Origin of the sequence: Klebsiella sp. K4 (genome assembly GCF_014596785.2) — a bacterium.
Classification (GTDB): Bacteria; Pseudomonadota; Gammaproteobacteria; order Enterobacterales; family Enterobacteriaceae; genus Klebsiella; species Klebsiella pneumoniae.
Window position 1 is genome coordinate 1,527,494 of record NZ_CP115021.1, and the last position, 17,819, is coordinate 1,545,312.

23 protein-coding genes are annotated in these 17,819 nt (G+C 57.2%); 18 read left to right on the forward strand and 5 right to left on the reverse strand.

What is annotated here, in order from left to right:
• Nucleotides 1-21: 21 nt before the first annotated feature.
• The 9 genes from IB144_RS07645 (at nucleotide 22) to IB144_RS07685 (ending at nucleotide 8,623) form a co-directional block, all read left to right on the forward strand.
• Entirely contained in the window at nucleotides 22-1,035 is a 1,014-nt protein-coding gene (locus IB144_RS07645) for an aspartate-semialdehyde dehydrogenase (protein WP_002913227.1), read from the forward strand.
• A complete protein-coding gene (truA, locus tag IB144_RS07650) occupies nucleotides 1,035-1,847 on the forward strand; it encodes a tRNA pseudouridine(38-40) synthase TruA (protein ID WP_002913226.1) in 813 nt (270 codons plus the stop codon). The genes IB144_RS07645 and truA overlap by 1 nt, the downstream gene beginning before the upstream one ends.
• A gap of 26 nt (nucleotides 1,848-1,873) precedes the next feature.
• Entirely contained in the window at nucleotides 1,874-2,533 is a 660-nt protein-coding gene (locus IB144_RS07655) for a DedA family protein (RefSeq protein WP_002913221.1), read from the forward strand.
• Nucleotides 2,534-2,718: 185 nt separating this feature from the next.
• Entirely contained in the window at nucleotides 2,719-3,639 is a 921-nt protein-coding gene (gene accD / locus IB144_RS07660) for an acetyl-CoA carboxylase, carboxyltransferase subunit beta (RefSeq protein ID WP_002913220.1), read from the forward strand.
• Between the two features lie 75 nt (nucleotides 3,640-3,714).
• Nucleotides 3,715-4,983, forward strand: coding sequence for a bifunctional tetrahydrofolate synthase/dihydrofolate synthase (gene folC, locus IB144_RS07665; RefSeq protein ID WP_019705513.1), 1,269 nt, complete (start codon nucleotides 3,715-3,717; stop codon nucleotides 4,981-4,983).
• Nucleotides 4,973-5,662: a cell division protein DedD gene (gene dedD, locus IB144_RS07670; RefSeq protein WP_004214089.1), complete on the forward strand. Its 690-nt coding sequence runs from the start codon at nucleotides 4,973-4,975 to the stop codon at nucleotides 5,660-5,662. Before folC ends, dedD begins: the two co-directional genes overlap by 11 nt.
• A gap of 216 nt (nucleotides 5,663-5,878) precedes the next feature.
• On the forward strand, nucleotides 5,879-6,367 hold the full coding sequence (gene cvpA, locus IB144_RS07675; RefSeq protein WP_002913214.1) for a colicin V production protein: 489 nt from the start codon (nucleotides 5,879-5,881) through the stop codon (nucleotides 6,365-6,367).
• A 33-nt stretch (nucleotides 6,368-6,400) separates the two neighbouring features.
• Entirely contained in the window at nucleotides 6,401-7,918 is a 1,518-nt protein-coding gene (gene purF, locus IB144_RS07680) for an amidophosphoribosyltransferase (RefSeq protein WP_019705512.1), read from the forward strand.
• A gap of 135 nt (nucleotides 7,919-8,053) precedes the next feature.
• On the forward strand, nucleotides 8,054-8,623 hold the full coding sequence (locus IB144_RS07685; RefSeq protein WP_002913212.1) for a UbiX family flavin prenyltransferase: 570 nt from the start codon (nucleotides 8,054-8,056) through the stop codon (nucleotides 8,621-8,623).
• Between the two features lie 80 nt (nucleotides 8,624-8,703).
• On the opposite strand, the gene IB144_RS07690 is transcribed toward IB144_RS07685, so the two are convergent.
• Nucleotides 8,704-8,865 (reverse strand): hypothetical protein, encoded by a 162-nt coding sequence (locus IB144_RS07690; protein WP_004140952.1) that lies wholly within the window; start codon nucleotides 8,863-8,865, stop codon nucleotides 8,704-8,706.
• Nucleotides 8,866-8,905: 40 nt separating this feature from the next.
• Between IB144_RS07690 and argT the strand changes: the two genes are divergently transcribed.
• The 5 genes from argT (at nucleotide 8,906) to hisP (ending at nucleotide 12,983) form a co-directional block, all read left to right on the forward strand.
• Complete coding sequence (argT, locus tag IB144_RS07695) at nucleotides 8,906-9,688, forward strand: lysine/arginine/ornithine ABC transporter substrate-binding protein ArgT (protein ID WP_032418613.1); 783 nt, start codon at nucleotides 8,906-8,908, stop codon at nucleotides 9,686-9,688.
• A 267-nt stretch (nucleotides 9,689-9,955) separates the two neighbouring features.
• A complete protein-coding gene (gene hisJ / locus IB144_RS07700) occupies nucleotides 9,956-10,738 on the forward strand; it encodes a histidine ABC transporter substrate-binding protein HisJ (RefSeq protein WP_002913209.1) in 783 nt (260 codons plus the stop codon).
• Nucleotides 10,739-10,802: 64 nt separating this feature from the next.
• A complete protein-coding gene (locus tag IB144_RS07705; protein ID WP_002913208.1) occupies nucleotides 10,803-11,489 on the forward strand; it encodes a histidine ABC transporter permease HisQ in 687 nt (228 codons plus the stop codon).
• Nucleotides 11,486-12,202 carry a histidine ABC transporter permease HisM gene (gene hisM / locus IB144_RS07710; protein ID WP_002913207.1) on the forward strand — a complete coding sequence of 239 codons (717 nt, stop codon included), beginning with the start codon at nucleotides 11,486-11,488 and terminating at the stop codon, nucleotides 12,200-12,202. The genes IB144_RS07705 and hisM overlap by 4 nt, the downstream gene beginning before the upstream one ends.
• A gap of 7 nt (nucleotides 12,203-12,209) precedes the next feature.
• Nucleotides 12,210-12,983, forward strand: coding sequence for a histidine ABC transporter ATP-binding protein HisP (gene hisP / locus IB144_RS07715; RefSeq protein WP_002913206.1), 774 nt, complete (start codon nucleotides 12,210-12,212; stop codon nucleotides 12,981-12,983).
• A 5-nt stretch (nucleotides 12,984-12,988) separates the two neighbouring features.
• Here hisP and IB144_RS07720 read toward each other — a convergent pair whose 3' ends face one another.
• Complete coding sequence (locus tag IB144_RS07720; RefSeq protein ID WP_004140943.1) at nucleotides 12,989-13,516, reverse strand: GNAT family N-acetyltransferase; 528 nt, start codon at nucleotides 13,514-13,516, stop codon at nucleotides 12,989-12,991.
• A 119-nt stretch (nucleotides 13,517-13,635) separates the two neighbouring features.
• On the opposite strand from IB144_RS07720, the gene IB144_RS07725 reads away from it, so the two are divergent.
• Complete coding sequence (locus tag IB144_RS07725) at nucleotides 13,636-13,752, forward strand: hypothetical protein (protein WP_004217247.1); 117 nt, start codon at nucleotides 13,636-13,638, stop codon at nucleotides 13,750-13,752.
• On the opposite strand, the gene IB144_RS07730 is transcribed toward IB144_RS07725, so the two are convergent.
• From IB144_RS07730 to yfcG, 3 genes are all read right to left on the reverse strand, one after another.
• Nucleotides 13,732-14,625 (reverse strand): TIGR01777 family oxidoreductase, encoded by an 894-nt coding sequence (locus IB144_RS07730; protein ID WP_019705511.1) that lies wholly within the window; start codon nucleotides 14,623-14,625, stop codon nucleotides 13,732-13,734. The two genes, IB144_RS07725 and IB144_RS07730, sit on opposite strands and share 21 nt — an antisense overlap.
• An 18-nt stretch (nucleotides 14,626-14,643) precedes the next feature.
• Nucleotides 14,644-15,006: a dihydroneopterin triphosphate 2'-epimerase gene (gene folX / locus IB144_RS07735; protein ID WP_002913200.1), complete on the reverse strand. Its 363-nt coding sequence runs from the start codon at nucleotides 15,004-15,006 to the stop codon at nucleotides 14,644-14,646.
• Nucleotides 15,007-15,071: 65 nt separating this feature from the next.
• The gene (gene yfcG / locus IB144_RS07740) at nucleotides 15,072-15,701 is read right to left on the reverse strand and encodes a GSH-dependent disulfide bond oxidoreductase (RefSeq protein ID WP_004174988.1); all 630 of its coding nucleotides are present in this window, start codon (nucleotides 15,699-15,701) and stop codon (nucleotides 15,072-15,074) included.
• Between the two features lie 180 nt (nucleotides 15,702-15,881).
• Between yfcG and yfcF the strand changes: the two genes are divergently transcribed.
• The 3 genes from yfcF to yfcD all read left to right on the forward strand — a co-directional run bounded on the left by yfcF (nucleotide 15,882) and on the right by yfcD (nucleotide 17,743).
• Nucleotides 15,882-16,520, forward strand: coding sequence for a glutathione transferase (gene yfcF, locus IB144_RS07745; RefSeq protein WP_009307378.1), 639 nt, complete (start codon nucleotides 15,882-15,884; stop codon nucleotides 16,518-16,520).
• Nucleotides 16,521-16,582: 62 nt separating this feature from the next.
• Nucleotides 16,583-17,134, forward strand: a complete 552-nt coding sequence (yfcE, locus tag IB144_RS07750) for a phosphodiesterase (RefSeq protein WP_004174991.1) — start codon at nucleotides 16,583-16,585, stop codon at nucleotides 17,132-17,134.
• Between the two features lie 57 nt (nucleotides 17,135-17,191).
• Nucleotides 17,192-17,743 (forward strand): NUDIX hydrolase YfcD, encoded by a 552-nt coding sequence (yfcD, locus tag IB144_RS07755; protein WP_002913197.1) that lies wholly within the window; start codon nucleotides 17,192-17,194, stop codon nucleotides 17,741-17,743.
• Nucleotides 17,744-17,819 lie beyond the last annotated feature (76 nt).

Below are 17,819 nucleotides of genomic sequence, written 5' to 3' on the forward strand. Positions count from 1 at the left end.
TTATTTCTGGAGTTAACCACCATGTCTGAAGGCTGGAATATTGCCGTACTGGGCGCAACGGGCGCCGTAGGCGAAGCCCTGCTCGAAACTCTTGCTGAACGCCAGTTCCCGGTAGGAGAGATTTTTGCTCTGGCGCGCAACGACAGCGCGGGCGAACATCTGCGTTTTGGTGGCAAGTCGGTGATCGTCAAAGACGCCGCCGAATTTGACTGGACCCAGGCCCAGCTGGCTTTCTTCGCCGCCGGCGTCGAAGCCAGTGCAGCGTATGTCGAAGAAGCGACCAACGCCGGGTGTCTGGTTATCGATCTCAGCGGCCTGTTTGCGCTGGAGCCGGACGTACCGCTGGTGGTGCCGGACGTGAACCCGTTCGTATTAGGCGATTACCGCAACCGCAACCTGATTGCGGTGCCTAATAGCCTGACCAGTCAGCTGTTGACGGCGCTCAAACCGCTGATCGATCAGGGCGGGTTGTCGCGCATTAGCGTCACGAACCTGCTCTCCGCCTCGGGGCAGGGGAAAAAAGCGGTGGATGCGCTGGCGGGGCAGAGCGCTAAGCTGCTGAACGGCATCCCTATCGATGAAGACGATTTCTTTGGTCGCCAGCTGGCGTTCAACATGCTGCCGCTGCTGCCGGATCGTGAAGGTAGCGTGCGCGAAGAGCGCCGGATCGTCGATGAAGCGCGCAAAATTCTTCAGGATGACGGGCTGATGATCTCCGCCAGCGTCGTTCAGTCGCCGGTCTTCTACGGCCATGCGCAGATGGTGAGCTTCGAAGCGATGCGCCCGCTGGCGGCGGAGGAGGCGCGCGACGCTTTTACCCGCGGCGAGGATATCGAACTTTCTGAAGAGGGCGAATTCCCGACTCAGGTTGGCGATGCCTCAGGCAATGCCCGCCTCTCCATCGGCTGCGTGCATAACGATTACGGTATGCCGGAGCAGATCCAGTTCTGGTCGGTAGCGGATAACGTGCGCTTCGGCGGCGCGCTGATGGCGGTGAAGATCGCCGAGAAGCTGATTGAGGAGTACCTGTACTGATGTCTGAGATGGAGCAACAGCCGATCTGTAAAATCGCGCTGGGCATCGAGTACGACGGCAGCAAATATTACGGCTGGCAGCGGCAAAACGAAGTGCGCAGCGTGCAGGAGAAGCTGGAAAAGGCGCTCTCGCAGGTGGCGAACGAACCGATTACCGTCTTTTGCGCCGGCCGCACCGACGCCGGCGTCCATGGCACCGGCCAGGTGGTGCATTTCGAAACCCGGGCGCAGCGGAAAGATGCCGCCTGGACGCTGGGGGTAAATGCGAATTTACCTGGTGACATCGCGGTGCGTTGGGTCAAACATGTACCGGCGGATTTTCACGCCCGGTTCAGCGCCACGGCGCGCCGCTATCGCTACGTCATCTATAATCATCGCCTGCGTCCGGCGGTGTTAAGTCATGGCGTGACGCATTTTCACCAGCCGCTCGACGCCGAGCGTATGCAGCGCGCCGCGCAGTGTCTGCTGGGAGAGAATGACTTTACCTCGTTTCGCGCGGTACAGTGCCAGTCGCGTACCCCGTGGCGCAACGTGATGCATATTAACGTTACCCGCTACGGCGCGTATGTGGTGGTGGATATCAAAGCGAATGCCTTTGTACATCATATGGTCAGGAATATTGTAGGCAGCCTGATGGAGGTCGGGGCCGGAAACCAGCCGGAGAGCTGGATGGCAGAACTGCTGGCAGCAAAAGACAGGACGCTCGCTGCGGCAACGGCAAAAGCGGAAGGGTTGTATCTGGTGTCGGTGGATTACCCGGCCCACTATGATTTACCGGTGCTGCCAATGGGCCCGCTGTTTCTGGCGGACTAATAGGGTCATTAAGGGTAAAGACAAACATGGACTTGATTCACTTTTTAATTGATTTCATCCTGCATATTGATGTGCACCTTGCCGAACTGGTTGCCCAGTATGGCGTCTGGGTTTATGCCATTCTGTTTTTGATTCTGTTCTGCGAAACCGGGCTGGTGGTGACGCCATTCCTGCCGGGCGATTCCCTGCTGTTCGTCGCGGGCGCGCTCTCGGCCTTGCCAACCAACGATCTCAATGTCCACCTGATGGTACTGCTGATGGTCATCGCGGCCATCGTCGGCGATGCGGTCAACTACACCATTGGCCGGCTGTTCGGCGAAAAGCTGTTCAGCAATCCGAACTCAAAGATATTCCGTCGCAGCTATCTGGATAAAACCCACAGCTTCTACGAACGTCACGGCGGGAAAACCATTATCCTGGCGCGCTTTGTGCCGATAGTCCGAACCTTCGCGCCGTTTGTGGCGGGAATGGGGCATATGTCCTATCGTCATTTTGCAGCCTATAACGTGGTTGGGGCGCTGCTGTGGGTGCTGCTGTTCACCTATGCCGGCTATCTGTTTGGCGATTTGCCGGTGGTGCAGGAGAACCTGAAGCTGCTGATCGTGGCGATCATCGTGCTTTCCGTCCTGCCGGGCGTGATTGAGATTATTCGCCACAAGCGGGCGGCGGCGAAGCAGGCGAAGTAGTTTAGCCTGTGTTGCGCGTGGCGGTGCAGAGCGTCACGCGCAGCGGTTTGACCACTTTTTTATCCCATGTTCCGGGATGATATGATTTAATGTGCAACATTCATGGTCTGTAAGAGGCAAAAATGGCATTATGCGCCCCTTACGACAAAACTGGCATCGACCAGGTTCAGGCAGAAAGGTTATCAATGAGCTGGATTGAACGAATTAAAAGCAACATCACTCCCACCCGCAAGGCGAGCATTCCTGAGGGTGTATGGACCAAGTGCGACAGCTGCGGTCAGGTACTCTACCGCGCCGAGCTGGAGCGCAACCTGGAGGTTTGTCCTAAGTGCGATCACCATATGCGCATGTCGGCGCGTAATCGCCTGCATAGCCTGTTGGATGAAGGTTCTCTGGTAGAACTGGGTAGCGAACTTGAGCCAAAAGATGTGCTGAAGTTCCGCGATTCAAAAAAATACAAAGACCGCCTGGCGTCCGCTCAGAAAGAGACGGGCGAGAAAGACGCGCTGGTGGTAATGAAAGGTACGCTCTACGCGATGCCGGTGGTTGCCGCCGCCTTTGAGTTCTCCTTTATGGGGGGCTCGATGGGTTCCGTCGTCGGCGCACGCTTTGTACGCGCGGTGGAGCAGGCGCTGGAAGATAACTGCCCGCTGATCTGCTTCTCCGCCTCCGGTGGCGCCCGTATGCAGGAAGCGCTGATGTCGCTGATGCAGATGGCGAAAACCTCCGCGGCGCTGGCGAAAATGCAGGAGCGCGGACTGCCGTACATCTCCGTGCTGACCGACCCGACCATGGGCGGCGTATCGGCGAGCTTTGCGATGCTGGGCGATCTGAACATTGCCGAGCCGAAAGCGCTGATCGGCTTTGCCGGTCCTCGCGTTATCGAGCAGACCGTACGCGAGAAGCTGCCGCCGGGATTCCAGCGCAGTGAGTTTCTGATTGAAAAAGGGGCGATCGATATGATCGTTCGCCGTCCGGAAATGCGTCTCAAGCTGGCCAGCATTCTGGCGAAGCTGATGAACCTGCCGGCGCCGGTTGCCGTTTCGGAAGCGCCTCATGAAGGCGTGGTGGTGCCGCCGGCACCGGATCAGGAACCTGAGGCCTGATAAAGCAGAGGGCAGGGCCTGGCGGCGCTGCCCTTTTTTATTCATACGCGTTAACCGTCAATTCTTACGGGCATCATGGAAAAAGATCCTATTCCTCAGGCCACGTCGCCCCTGGCTACGTGGCTTTCTTATCTGGAACATCTGCACAGTAAAACCATCGACCTTGGGCTGGCGCGCGTCAGCGAGGTCGCCGGGCAGATGGATATCGTCAAACCGGCGCCGTTCGTTTTTACCGTCGCGGGCACCAACGGCAAAGGCACCACCTGCCGCACGCTGGAAACCGTCCTGATGGCGGCCGGCTATAAAGTGGGGGTCTACAGCTCCCCGCACCTGGTGCGCTACACCGAACGCGTGCGCATTCAGGGGGCTGAACTGCCGGAGGCGGCGCATACGGCTTCGTTTGCTGAAATCGAAGCGGCGCGGGGTGACATCTCGCTGACCTATTTTGAATACGGCACGCTCTCGGCGCTGTGGCTGTTTAAGCAGGCGCAGCTGGATGTGGTGATCCTTGAGGTCGGGCTCGGCGGGCGTCTCGACGCCACCAACATCGTTGATGCCGACGTCGCGGTGGTCACCAGCATCGCCCTCGATCATACCGACTGGCTGGGCCCGGATCGCGAAAGTATCGGCCGGGAAAAAGCGGGCATCTTTCGCGCCGGTAAACCGGCGGTGGTGGGGGAGCCGGATATGCCGCTCACCATCGCGGAAGTGGCTAGCGAGAAGGGCGCGCTGCTCCAGCGCCGCGGCGTCGACTGGCGCTATGAGGTGGAGGGCGAAACGTGGTCCTTCCGCGATACGGCAGGGGCGTTAAGCCACCTGCCTCTGCCTCAGGTGCCGTTGCCGAATGCGGCGACGGCCGTGGCGGCGCTGCGCGCCAGCGGGCTTGCCGTGGATGACGCTATCCTGCGCGCAGGGATCCGCGATGCGATGCTCCCGGGACGCTTTCAGATAATCAGCGATGCCCCGCGAGTGATCCTCGATGTGGCGCACAACCCGCACGCGGCGGCCTATCTCGCCGGGCGTCTCAAAACGTTGGCGAAAACGGGACGCGTGCTGGCGGTTATTGGTATGCTGCATGATAAGGACATCGCCGGCACGTTGGCCAATCTGGCTCCGGAAGTCGATGCCTGGTACTGCGCGCCGCTGGAAGGCCCGCGCGGCGCGACGGCAGAGCAGCTGGTGGAACATTTGCGCTGCGGTACAGTCTATAGCAGCGTGGCGCAGGCGTGGCGTGCGGCCATGGCTGACGCTAAAGTGGAAGATACCGTGCTGGTGTGTGGTTCGTTTCACACCGTAGCGCAGGTTATGGAAGAGATAGACGCGGGGAGAATCGGTGGCGAGTAAGTTTCAGAACCGTTTAGTCGGGACAATCGTGCTGGTGGCGCTGGGGGTGATTATCCTGCCAGGGCTGCTGGACGGGCAGAAAAAGCATTACCAGGATGAGTTTGCCGCGATCCCGCTGGTACCGAAACCAGGCGATCGCGATGAACCGGATATGTTGCCGGCGGCAACCCAGGCGTTGCCTTCGCAACCGCCGGAAGGGGCGGCGGAAGAGGTGCGGGCGGGCGATGCCGCCGCGCCATCGTTAGATCCATCGCGTATTCCGGTGAACAGCAACAGCTTCGATGACGTTCAGGAGCCGGTGGTGGCCGCGAAACCGCAGCCCAAGCCGCAGCCGAAACCGCAGCCGCAACAGCAGGCCGCGACGCCAACGCCGCCGCCGGCTAAGCCACAGCAGCAACAGCCACCGCAGCAGCAGGCGGCCCTGCCGGCGCCGACCGGCAAAGCCTATGTGGTTCAGCTGGGCGCGTTGAAGAACGCCGATAAGGTGAATGAGATTGTCGGTAAACTGCGGGCCTCGGGTTTCAAAGTCTATACGTCGCCTTCGACGCCGGTACAGGGTAAAATTACCCGCATCCTCGTCGGCCCGGATGCGTCAAAAGACAAGCTGAAAGGCCAGCTGGGCGATCTGCAGCAGATCTCCGGGCTTAGCGGGGTGGTGATGGGCTTCACCCCGAACTGATTGTTTTTTCCGCCATGCGGAGAGAACGTGGCGGGGAGAAACGCCCCGCAAACCCTGTCTCAGCCGCCCTGAAGAGGCGAAAGGCAGTCTGGCGTTGAATGTTTTTTCAGCGCCATTTTTATTTCTGTAGGGCATGGAAATCCCTACGCAAACGTTTTCTTTTTCTGTTAGAATGCGCCCCGAACTGGACGACAGGGCGTAAATCGTGGGACGTATATGGTCTGGATTGATTACGCCATTATGGCGGTGCTGGGTCTTTCTTGCCTGGTCAGCCTGATCCGCGGCTTTGTTCGCGAAGCTTTATCGTTAGTCACGTGGGGTTGCGCGTTTTATGTCGCCAGCCATTACTACGCTGACCTGTCTGTCTGGTTTACGGGCTTTGAGGATGAACGGGTTCGAAATGGGATTGCTATTGCGGCGCTGTTTATCGTGACGCTCATCGTTGGCGCTATCGTGAACTATGTGATAGGCCAGCTGGTGGAGAAGACCGGTTTGTCAGGAACCGACAGGGTATTGGGGATCTGCTTCGGCGCGCTACGTGGGGTGCTGATCATCGCCGCTATCCTGTTCTTCCTGGACACCTTTACCGGGATGGCGAAGAGCGATGACTGGCATCAGTCGCAGTTTATTCCCTATTTTACCCCCGTCATCAGATGGTTTTTTGAATACCTGCAAAGCTCGTCAAGTTTCTTGCCTAAAGTATAGACTTTGGGTCGTTGCTGAACGAGGAAAAGACGTATGTGCGGTATTGTCGGTATCGCCGGTGTTATGCCGGTTAACCAGTCGATTTATGATGCGCTAACGGTGCTCCAGCACCGTGGACAGGATGCCGCTGGCATCATCACCATTGATGCCAACAACTGCTTCCGGTTGCGTAAGGCTAACGGGCTAGTAAGCGACGTATTCGAGGCCCGCCACATGCAGCGTATGCAGGGCAATATGGGTATTGGCCACGTGCGTTATCCTACGGCGGGCAGCTCCAGCGCCTCCGAGGCGCAGCCGTTTTACGTTAACTCGCCGTATGGCATCACATTGGCGCATAACGGCAACCTGACCAATGCGCACGAGCTGCGTAAAAAGCTGTTTGAAGAAAAACGCCGCCATATCAATACCACCTCTGATTCCGAAATCCTCCTCAATATTTTCGCCAGTGAGCTGGATAACTTCCGTCACTACCCGCTGGAAGCGGACAACATCTTCGCTGCGATTGCGGCGACCAACCGCCTGATCCGCGGCGCGTACGCGTGCGTGGCGATGATCATCGGGCATGGCATGGTGGCCTTCCGCGACCCTAACGGCATTCGTCCGCTGGTGCTGGGTAAACGTGACGTTGGCGACGGTCGCACCGAGTATATGGTGGCCTCGGAGAGCGTGGCCCTTGATACGCTTGGTTTTGAATTCCTGCGCGATGTGGCGCCGGGCGAAGCGGTCTATATTACCGAGAAGGGCCAGCTCTATACCCGTCAGTGTGCCGATAATCCGGTCAGCAACCCGTGCCTGTTCGAGTACGTCTATTTTGCCCGTCCGGACTCGTTTATTGACAAAATTTCCGTCTACAGCGCCCGCGTCAACATGGGGACTAAGCTGGGCGAAAAGATTGCCCGCGAGTGGGAAGATCTGGATATTGACGTCGTTATTCCGATCCCGGAGACCTCCTGCGACATCGCGCTGGAAATCGCCCGCATTCTCGACAAACCTTATCGTCAGGGCTTCGTGAAGAACCGCTACGTCGGCCGGACGTTTATCATGCCCGGTCAGCAGCTGCGTCGTAAATCTGTTCGCCGTAAGCTCAACGCCAACCGTGCGGAATTCCGCGATAAGAACGTGCTGCTGGTCGATGATTCCATTGTACGCGGCACCACCTCGGAGCAGATCATTGAGATGGCGCGTGAAGCAGGGGCGAAAAAAGTGTATCTCGCCTCCGCTGCGCCGGAAATTCGTTTCCCGAACGTGTACGGTATCGATATGCCGACCGCCAACGAACTGATCGCCCATGGCCGCGAAGTGGATGAGATCCGCCAGATCATTGGCGCCGACGGCCTGATTTTCCAGGATCTCAACGATCTGATCGACGCGGTGCGCGCGGAGAACCCGGATATTCAGCAGTTTGAATGCTCGGTGTTCAACGGCATATATGTGACCCGGGATGTCGACCAGCAGTACCTCGACTATCTTGACTCCCTGCGTAACGATGATGCCAAAGCGGTCCAGCTACAGAACGAAGTCGAAAACCTCGAGATGCACAACGAGGGTTAAGCCGTTCACGCGTCGCGGGCCTGCCGTACCTAAAGGACGGCGGGCTTTTTTTCGCCCCTCAACTGTGCGTCAATAGTTGCGCCAGAGGCTATAATCCGGCAAAGTCTGCGGCACACGCGCAAGGGGTAACAGAACGTGAAACGACTGATTATTGGCATTTCCGGCGCCAGCGGCGCCATTTACGGCGTGCGGATGCTGCAGGTGCTAAGAGATGTGCCGGATATTGAAACTCATCTCATCCTCAGCCAGGCGGCGCGCCAGACGTTGGCCATGGAGACCGACTACTCCGTACGTGAGGTGCAGGCGCTAGCCGATGTGGTGCATGACGCCCGCGATATCGCCGCCAGTATCTCTTCCGGTTCGTTTAAAACCGCCGGGATGGTGATTTTACCCTGCTCAATGAAGACGCTCTCGGGCATTGTCCATAGCTATACGGATGGCCTGCTGACCCGGGCGGCGGATGTCGTGCTGAAAGAGCGTCGTCCGCTGGTGCTCTGCGTGCGGGAAACGCCGTTCCATTTGGGCCATCTGCGTCTGCTGGTTCAGGCCGCAGAGCTGGGGGCGGTGATAATGCCGCCGGTACCAGCTTTTTACCACCGGCCACAAAGCCTGGACGATGTCATCAACCAGACCGTCAATCGGGTACTCGATCAATTTGATATTAGTCTGGAGCACGACTTGTTTACCCGCTGGCAGGGGGCCTAGTGTCGCACTATAGTGGTGCATGAAATGTACGCTTGCGCTGCGGTGGTGCAAATTTGTTGCCGCGATCAAATCCTCGACATTTATTTCGTCTTTTTGCGCTCAGGCGCTGCGGTTTCGCCAGTAATGCTGGTATCTTCCCTTTTAAGACAATCCTGCAACTTTATTTTAACAAATTTAACCCTGTTCCCGGCACGCACCGGGAAGATGGCACAAAAACTGCAGGATTGATCGGCAATCACCATAACAAGCAACGCACCACATCACGACACTTAAGGGTACTGTATGAAGAAGACGATTCTGGCTCTCTCTTTACTCGTGGGAATGAGCAGCACGGCCAGCGTGTTTGCTGCTCTGCCGCAGAGCATTCGCATTGGCACTGACGCGACCTATGCGCCATTTTCGTCGAAAGACGCGAAAGGGGACTTTGTTGGTTTTGATATCGATTTAGGCAATGAGCTGTGCTCCCGAATTAAGGTGAAATGTACCTGGGTCGGCAGTGATTTTGACTCCCTGATCCCCTCCCTCAAAGCGAAGAAAATCGACGCCATCATCTCTTCCCTCTCTATTACCGAGAAGCGCCAGCAAGAGATCGCCTTCTCTGACAAGCTATATGCCGCTGACTCGCGTCTGATCGCCGCCAAAGGGTCGCCGATCCAGCCGACGCTGGAGGCGCTGAAAGGCAAGCACGTCGGCGTGCTGCAGGGTTCTACTCAGGAAGCCTATGCTAACGACCGCTGGCGCAGCCAGGGCGTTGACGTGGTGGCTTACCAGAACCAGGATCTGATCTATTCAGACCTCGCAGCTGGCCGTCTGGATGCGGCGCTGCAGGATGAAGTCGCCGCCAGCGAAGGCTTCCTGAAACAGCCTGCCGGGAAAGATTTCGCCTTCGCCGGCACGTCCGTTAAAGACAAAAAGTACTTTGGCGACGGCACCGGTATCGGCCTGCGTAAGGACGACGCTGAGCTGAAAGCCGCGTTTGATAAAGCGCTGGGCGAGATGCGTAAAGACGGCACCTACGACAAAATGGCGAAGAAATACTTCGATTTTAACGTGTACGGCGACTAAGACTGCTGCAGGCCCGCACAATGGGGTGGGCCTGCCGCCAGGTTCGTATCCATGCCCCAAAAGGGTGCATCTAAACGCGCTGTGGATCATTTCAGTGCAAAAGCAGCCTGTTTTTTGGCTAAAAAATGCATAGTTAAGCGTTTCTGATGCAAAAAATCGGCCTTTCTGGTGCATAAATCTTTGCCCTTAAGGGGCGAATAATGGCACGATAACTGGCGTAAATAGTTCTAATAAACCCGTTAGAATGACAGTCTGTCGAGGATAGTTATGAAAAAACTGGCGTTGTCTCTCTCTTTAGCGCTGGCCCTTTCCAGCGTTTCCACGGTCTTTGCCGCCATCCCGCAAAAAATTCGTATCGGTACCGATCCGACTTATGCTCCCTTCGAATCGAAGAATGCGCAGGGAGAATTGGTCGGTTTTGATATCGATCTGGCAAAAGAGCTGTGTAAGCGTATTAATACGCAATGTACCTTTGTTGAAAACCCGCTGGATGCGCTGATCCCCTCCTTAAAAGCGAAGAAAATCGACGCGATTATGTCTTCGCTGTCGATTACTGAAAAGCGCCAGCAGGAAATTGCCTTCACTGACAAGCTGTATGCGGCAGATTCGCGTCTGGTGGTGAAAAAGGGCAGCCCGGTAACGCCGGATCTCGCCACCCTCAAGGGTAAGCGCGTGGGCGTGCTGCAGGGGACGACTCAGGAAACCTATGGCAATGAGCACTGGGCGCCGAAAGGTATCGAAATTGTCTCCTATCAGGGGCAGGACAATATCTATTCCGACCTGACCGCCGGCCGGATCGACGCCGCGTTCCAGGATGAGGTCGCGGCCAGCGAAGGGTTCCTGAAACAGCCTATTGGTAAAGATTACCAGTTTGGTGGCCCGTCAATCAAAGACGAGAAACTGTTTGGTGTTGGCACCGGTATGGGGCTGCGTAAGGAAGACAACGAACTGCGTGAAGCGCTGAATAAGGCGTTTGCAGAGATGCGTAAGGACGGCACCTACGACAAGCTGGCGAAAAAATATTTCGATTTTAACGTATACGGCGAATAATTCTCACGCCTCGCCATTGCGTGCGTTTCGCGCGCAATGGTGAATGACAGACAGGGTAGGCAGCATGCTGTATGGGTTTTCACAGGTTATTTTGCAGGGTGCGCTCGTCACCCTGGAGCTTGCGCTCAGCTCGGTCGTTCTCGCCGTCCTGATTGGGCTGGCGGGCGCTGGCGCAAAGTTATCGAGCAACCGTCCACTGGCGCTGGTGTTTGAAGGCTATACCACTCTGATCCGCGGCGTGCCCGATCTGGTGCTGATGCTGCTGATTTTCTACGGCCTGCAGATTGCGCTAAACAGCGTTACCGATGCGCTGGGCATGGCCCAGTTTGATATCGATCCGATGATCGCCGGGATTATTACCCTCGGCTTTATCTATGGCGCCTATTTTACGGAAACCTTCCGCGGCGCCTACCTTGCGGTGCCGAAGGGGCATATCGAAGCGGCCACCGCCTTTGGCTTTAGCGGCGGGCAGACGTTCCGGCGTATTCTCTTCCCGGCGATGATGCGCTACGCGCTGCCGGGGATAGGCAACAACTGGCAGGTTATCCTCAAGGCGACGGCGCTGGTCTCGTTGCTGGGGCTGGAGGATGTGGTCAAAGCCACGCAGCTGGCCGGGAAAAGCACCTGGCAGCCGTTCTACTTCGCCATCGTCTGCGGCCTGATTTATCTGGTGTTTACCACCGTTTCTAATGGCGTACTGCTGCTGCTCGAACGCCGCTATACCGTTGGCGTGAAGAGGGCTGACCTGTGATTGAAATTATTCAGGAGTACTGGAAATCACTACTGTGGACCGACGGCTATCGCTTTACCGGCGTGGCGATTACCTTATGGTTGCTGATCTCTTCAGTGGTAATGGGGGGCATCCTGGCGGTGTTTCTGGCCATCGGCCGCGTCTCGAGCAATAAGTTTATCCAGTTCCCCATCTGGCTGTTCACTTACATATTTCGCGGCACGCCGCTGTATGTGCAACTGCTGGTTTTTTACTCCGGCATGTATACCCTGGAAATCGTCAAAGGCACGGAGCTGTTGAACGCTTTTTTCCGCAGCGGGCTAAACTGCACGGTACTGGCGTTAACCCTGAATACCTGCGCCTATACCACTGAAATTTTCGCCGGCGCGATCCGCTCAGTACCCGCCGGAGAAATTGAAGCGGCGCGGGCCTACGGCTTCTCTTCGGTCAAACTATACCGCTGCATTATTCTGCCTTCCGCGCTGCGGATTGCGCTACCGGCCTACAGTAACGAAGTGATCCTCATGCTGCACTCTACCGCGCTGGCGTTTACCGCTACGGTACCGGATCTGCTGAAAATCGCCCGCGATATCAACTCGGCCACCTATCAGCCGTTCACCGCGTTTGGCATCGCCGCGGTGCTCTATTTAATTATCTCGTATGTGCTGATTAGCTTGTTCCGTAAAGCGGAAAAGCGCTGGTTGCAGCATATCAAACCTTCTTCGACGCATTGAGAACGCCATGTCCGACAATAAATTAAACGTTATCGATCTGCATAAACGCTATGGGGAACACGAGGTGCTGAAGGGCGTCTCGCTGCAGGCGAAAGCCGGGGACGTTATCAGCATCATCGGTTCATCGGGTTCCGGAAAAAGTACCTTTTTGCGCTGTATTAACTTCCTTGAAAAACCGAGCGAAGGCACGATTGTCGTCAGCGGCCAAAATATTGGTCTGGTACGGGATAAAGACGGCCAGCTGAAGGTGGCCGACAAGAACCAGTTGCGCCTGCTGCGCACCCGGTTGACCATGGTGTTTCAGCATTTCAATCTGTGGAGCCATATGACGGTGCTGGAGAACGTCATGGAGGCGCCGATTCAGGTGCTGGGCTTAAGCAAACAGGAAGCGCGCGAACGGGCGGTAAAATATCTGGCCAAGGTCGGGATAGACGAACGTCAGCAGGCGAAGTATCCGGTGCATCTTTCCGGTGGCCAGCAGCAGCGTGTCTCTATTGCCCGCGCGCTGGCGATGGAACCGGAAGTGCTGCTGTTTGATGAGCCGACCTCCGCGCTGGATCCGGAACTGGTGGGCGAAGTGTTACGCATTATGCAGCAGCTGGCGGAAGAGGGAAAAACCATGGTGGTGGTGACCCATGAAATGGGCTTTGCCCGCCACGTCTCTTCACATGTCATTTTTCTGCATCAGGGTAAAATTGAAGAAGAAGGGCATCCGGATGCGCTGTTTGGCGCGCCGAAAAGCCCGCGCCTGCAGCAGTTTCTGAAAGGTTCGCTGAAATAATCGGCTCATCCGGCGTCTGCGGACGCCGGATGAGCTTCCCGCTCCAGCCGATAGATCCAGTCATCGTAATCGACGCCGTTCAGATGATAGGCTTTCTCCAGCACCTGGGTGCGCACAAAGCCTTGCTTCTCCAGCAGGCGCGATGAGCCACGGTTTTCACCCAGCACCCAGGCATTGATGGCCTGCACCCCCAGGGTGGTGAAACCATACTCGCAGACCGCCCGCAGCGCTTCGCTGGCATAGCCTTTTCCCTGAGCCTGAGGCAGCAGCGCGTAGCCGACGTCAGCTTCGTGCGGATTTTTCGGGCTGATGCGGAGCCCAATATCGCCCAGCGCCTCGCCGAATTTATCGCGCAATACAAACACCCCGGGATCGGCACAGCGACTGACGAAGACGCTGCGCAGCGCCTCCTCGCTTAACACCTCCCCCATAAAACGCATCACCTGCGGATCCTGGCGCAGGCGCAGAAAAAAGGGCCAGTCATCGGTAACAAAGCGGGTAAGCGAAAGGCGTGGTGTGGTGATGGTCGTCATAAAGCAGTCAATACGCAGAAAGAAAAGCCTACCTTAGCACTTTGCTTTGCCAGGTAACACCGGTGAACCGGCCGGCTGGCGGTGAATTCAGGCGATTAAGGGCGCTGGTTGTCCTGAATATGGCGATGCTGCAGCGCCAGGGTGAGGCCATCCAGGCGTGGAGCATGAGCCAGCAGAACGGAATCAGGGGAGCCAATGCTCCCCTGTGTCAGCCATTAACTCAGCACATCCTTTAGCGCTTCGCCCAGATCGTACCAGCGGAAGGCAAAGCCGGCGGCCTCCAGACGCTTTGGCAGCGCGCGCTGGCCGCCGAGCACCAGGACGGCGGATTCCCCCATCAACAGGCGGATAGCGGCGGCGGGAACGCGGAAAATCGCCGGTCGATGGAGCGCATGACCCAGCGCATGGGCGAACTGCTCGTTATGCACCGGGTAGGGAGAAACCATATTGAACGGACCGCGCAGATCGTTATCCAGCAGCCACAGAATGCCGTTAACCATATCGTCGATATGGATCCAGGCCAGGTACTGTCTGCCGTTGCCGATAGGCCCGCCGAGGCCGAGCTTAAAGGCGGGTGTCATTTTGCCGAGAATACCGCCCCGCGGAGCCAGTACCACGCCGGTGCGCAGCAGGCAGACGCGGGTGCGCTCGCTTTGCGCTTCGCAGGCAATTTGCTCCCAGCGGGCGCACAGCTTATGGGTAAACTCATTGTGCGGTGGCTCTTCTTCGGTCACCACCACCTCGCCGAGGTCGCCATAGTAGCCGATGGCAGACCCGCTGATCAGCACGGAGGGAGGGGTGTCGCTGGCGTGGATCAGGCCCACCAGCCGCTGCGTGAGATCCCAGCGGCTATGGCACAAGCGTTGTTTCTGCTCGGCCGTCCAGCGTTTATCAGCGATGGGTTCACCCGCCAGATTGATGACGGCATCAATGTCATTGAGGTGGTGATGGCCCTCGAAATCGCGCCACAGGGTGACGCGCGGATCGAGACGGGCGCGGGCGGTATCCGGATGTCGCGTGGAGACCGTGACGCTATGCCCGAGCTCCAGCAATCTGGGTATCAGATGTCGGCCAATCAGGCCGGTACCACCAGTAAGCAGGATCTTCATACCACCTCCCTGACATGGTTAGCGACGCCAGCTCATGGTCATGGACACCGAGTCGGCATAACGCAGCGCATGAAGTTTATCAATCTCCACTTCAGCATATGTGACCCAGTGATGTTCGCATGCGATATTCAGCACATCCTGAGTTAATTTTTCCAGCAGCGAAAAACGGCCATTCTCAAGATGGCTGATTATACGCTTGGTAATGGTGCGGTAGTTCAGCGCATCATTGATGTCCTCGCTGTCGCGCGCTTTATCGGCAGGGTAGTGAATGGCTACATTCACTACCACGTCCTGGCGGTTGGCGATCTCTTCCTCTTTAATACCAATAAAAGTCCGCAGGCGCAGGTTCTTAATACGAATAATGGCGTCTGGTTGAGACATTGCAGGCTTCCTCCGTGGTGTAAGTCCTGCAATCATACAACAAAGCGCGACGGGCGAGCAGGGGGTTAATAAAGCTGAATTTTTAACATCGCTTCCGCCGTTGCCGGCCGCTGCTTAATGCGCTCATACCAGTTGTGCACCGCCGGATAGTTCGCCAGATCGATACGCTGTCGGACATGGCAGTTCACCCAGGGCCAGGCGGCGATGTCGGCGATACTGTAGTGGTCGCCGCCAAGCCACGGGCTGCATCCCAGGCGCTGATTTAGCACCCCATACAGTCGTTGGGTTTCCACCTGAAAACGTTCAATAGCGTAGGGCACGGTTTGCGGCGCGGAGTGGGAAAAATGTTGATTTTGCCCCAGCATCGGCCCCAGCCCGCCGACCTGCCAGAACAGCCACTGCAGCGTGACGTAGCGTTCCCGCAGCTCGCCGCTCAGCAGCTTACCGCTTTTTTCCGCCAGATAGAGCAGGATGGCGCCGGACTCGAAAACGCTCAATGGCGCCCCGCCGTCAGCAGGCATGTGGTCGACGATAGCCGGAACTTTATTATTCGGCGAAATCGCCAGAAACTGCGGATGAAATTGTTCCCCTTTGCCGATATCGACCCGAATTAGCCGATAGGCTAGCTCCGCCTCTTCGAGGAACAGGGTGATTTTGTGGCCGTTTGGGGTGGGTGCATAGTAAAGATCGATCATAATATTTCCCGCCGTCGTGGGTCGCAAACTGTTCGAGTATAGGTGAAGCTGCGCCACCCGGGAGAAATTCCGCAAGCGACCCGGCAGCCAGGCGACGAGTCGTCCGCGCTCGAGCAGTGACATCGCCTGTAAGACAGGCTATGTTGGCTTATTGTCCTGTCTACCACCCTTGAGGAAGCTATGAGCCAGCCTGTCATTACCCTGTGGTCCGATGCCGATTTTTTCTCACCGTACGTGATGTCTGTCTATGTCGCTCTGCAGGAAAAAAGCCTGCCTTTTACCCTTAAAACCGTCGACCTGAACCGCGGCGAACATCTGCAGGCGGGCTGGACAGGCTATGCCGCCACCCGTCGCGTACCGCTGCTGGAGGTTGATGATTTCGCGCTAAGTGAGTCTTCGGCGATTACCGAGTATCTGGATGAGCGTTTCGCGCCGCCGGAGTGGGAGCGCATCTACCCGCATGATCTGCAAAAACGAGCCCGCGCCCGGCAGATCCAGGCCTGGCTGCGCAGCGATCTGATGCCAATTCGTGAAGAGCGATCCACCGCCGTGGTGTTTGGCGGGGCGAAAATGCCGGACCTCAGCGAGGCCGGCAGGCAATCTGCGGAAAAGCTGTTTGCCACCGCCACCATGCTACTGGCCCACGGCGGGCAAAATTTATTTGGCGAATGGTCTATTGCCGACGCAGACCTGGCGCTGATGCTCAATCGCCTGGTTCTCAATGGCGATAAGGTACCGGAGGCGCTGGCTGATTATGCGTCTTTCCAGTGGCAGCGGGCCTCAATCCAGCGTTACGTGGCGCTTTCCGCCAAACGCTGAGGCTGATAACCCGCCGCGCTTCCGCTATCATAGAGGCATCGTAACCAGTGGAGATGGAACCTATGAAGCTGATGTTTGCCTCCGATATTCATGGTTCGCTGCCCGCCACGGAACGCGTGCTTGAACGGTTCGCGCAAAGCGGCGCCAGGTGGCTGATCATACTCGGCGATGTGCTCAATCACGGTCCGCGCAACGCGCTGCCTGAGGGGTATGCGCCGGGTGAGGTGGCGGAGCGGTTGAACAGCGTGGCGGAACGCATTGTTGCCGTTCGCGGCAACTGCGACAGCGAAGTGGATCAGATGCTGCTTCGTTTTCCAATGACCGCGCCCTGGCAGCAGGTGCTTAGCGAACGCTATCGCCTGTTTCTGACCCACGGGCATCTCTATAGTCCGGATAATCTGCCGCCGCTGGCCGCTGGCGATGTCCTGGCATATGGCCATACTCATATACCGGTCGCGGAAAAACGCGGCGCAATTTACCTCTTTAATCCCGGCTCAGTGAGTATCCCGAAAGGGGGATATTCCGCCAGCTATGGGCTGCTGGATCAGGGGCGGCTGCAGGTTTTAGCACTCAATGATAATCAGGTTATTGCAGAGGTTGCAATTTACCCGTAATTTAGCCCTCAATCATAAAGACGCGCCGCGAGAGCGCATTTAAAGTAAGGTTTCCTGATGGCGGAACAGAATCATTTGGCAAGCACAGAATGGGTCGATATTGTTAATGAAAACAATGAGGTGATAGCACAGTCCAGCCGCGAGCAAATGCGCGCGCAGTGCCTGCGCCACCGGGCGACCTATATCGTCGTTCATGACGGAATGGGGAAAATTCTGGTGCAGCGACGCACCGAGACAAAAGACTTTCATCCGGGCATGCTGGATGCCACCGCTGGCGGCGTCGTGCAGGCTGATGAGCAGCTGCTGGAATCGGCCCGTCGCGAGGCGGAAGAGGAGTTAGGCATCGCCGGGGTGCCGTTTGCCGATCACGGCCAGTTTTATTACGAAGACAAATTCTGCCGCGTCTGGGGAAGCCTGTTCAGCTGCGTCTCCCACGGGCCGTTCGCCCTGCAGGAAGAAGAGGTCAGCGAGGTGTGCTGGTTAACGCCGGAAGAGATCACCGCCCGCTGCGATGAGTTCACGCCGGACTCCCTGAAAGCGCTGGCGCTGTGGATGACCCGCAACGCCGGTAATGAGTATGATGATGCGGAAGAGAGCGAGCGCGAATAAAGATCGCAAACGCGCGGCAGCAATCGTCGCTCGCCTCCTGACGACAAAAAGGCAGCCATTCGGCTGCCTTTTGCTT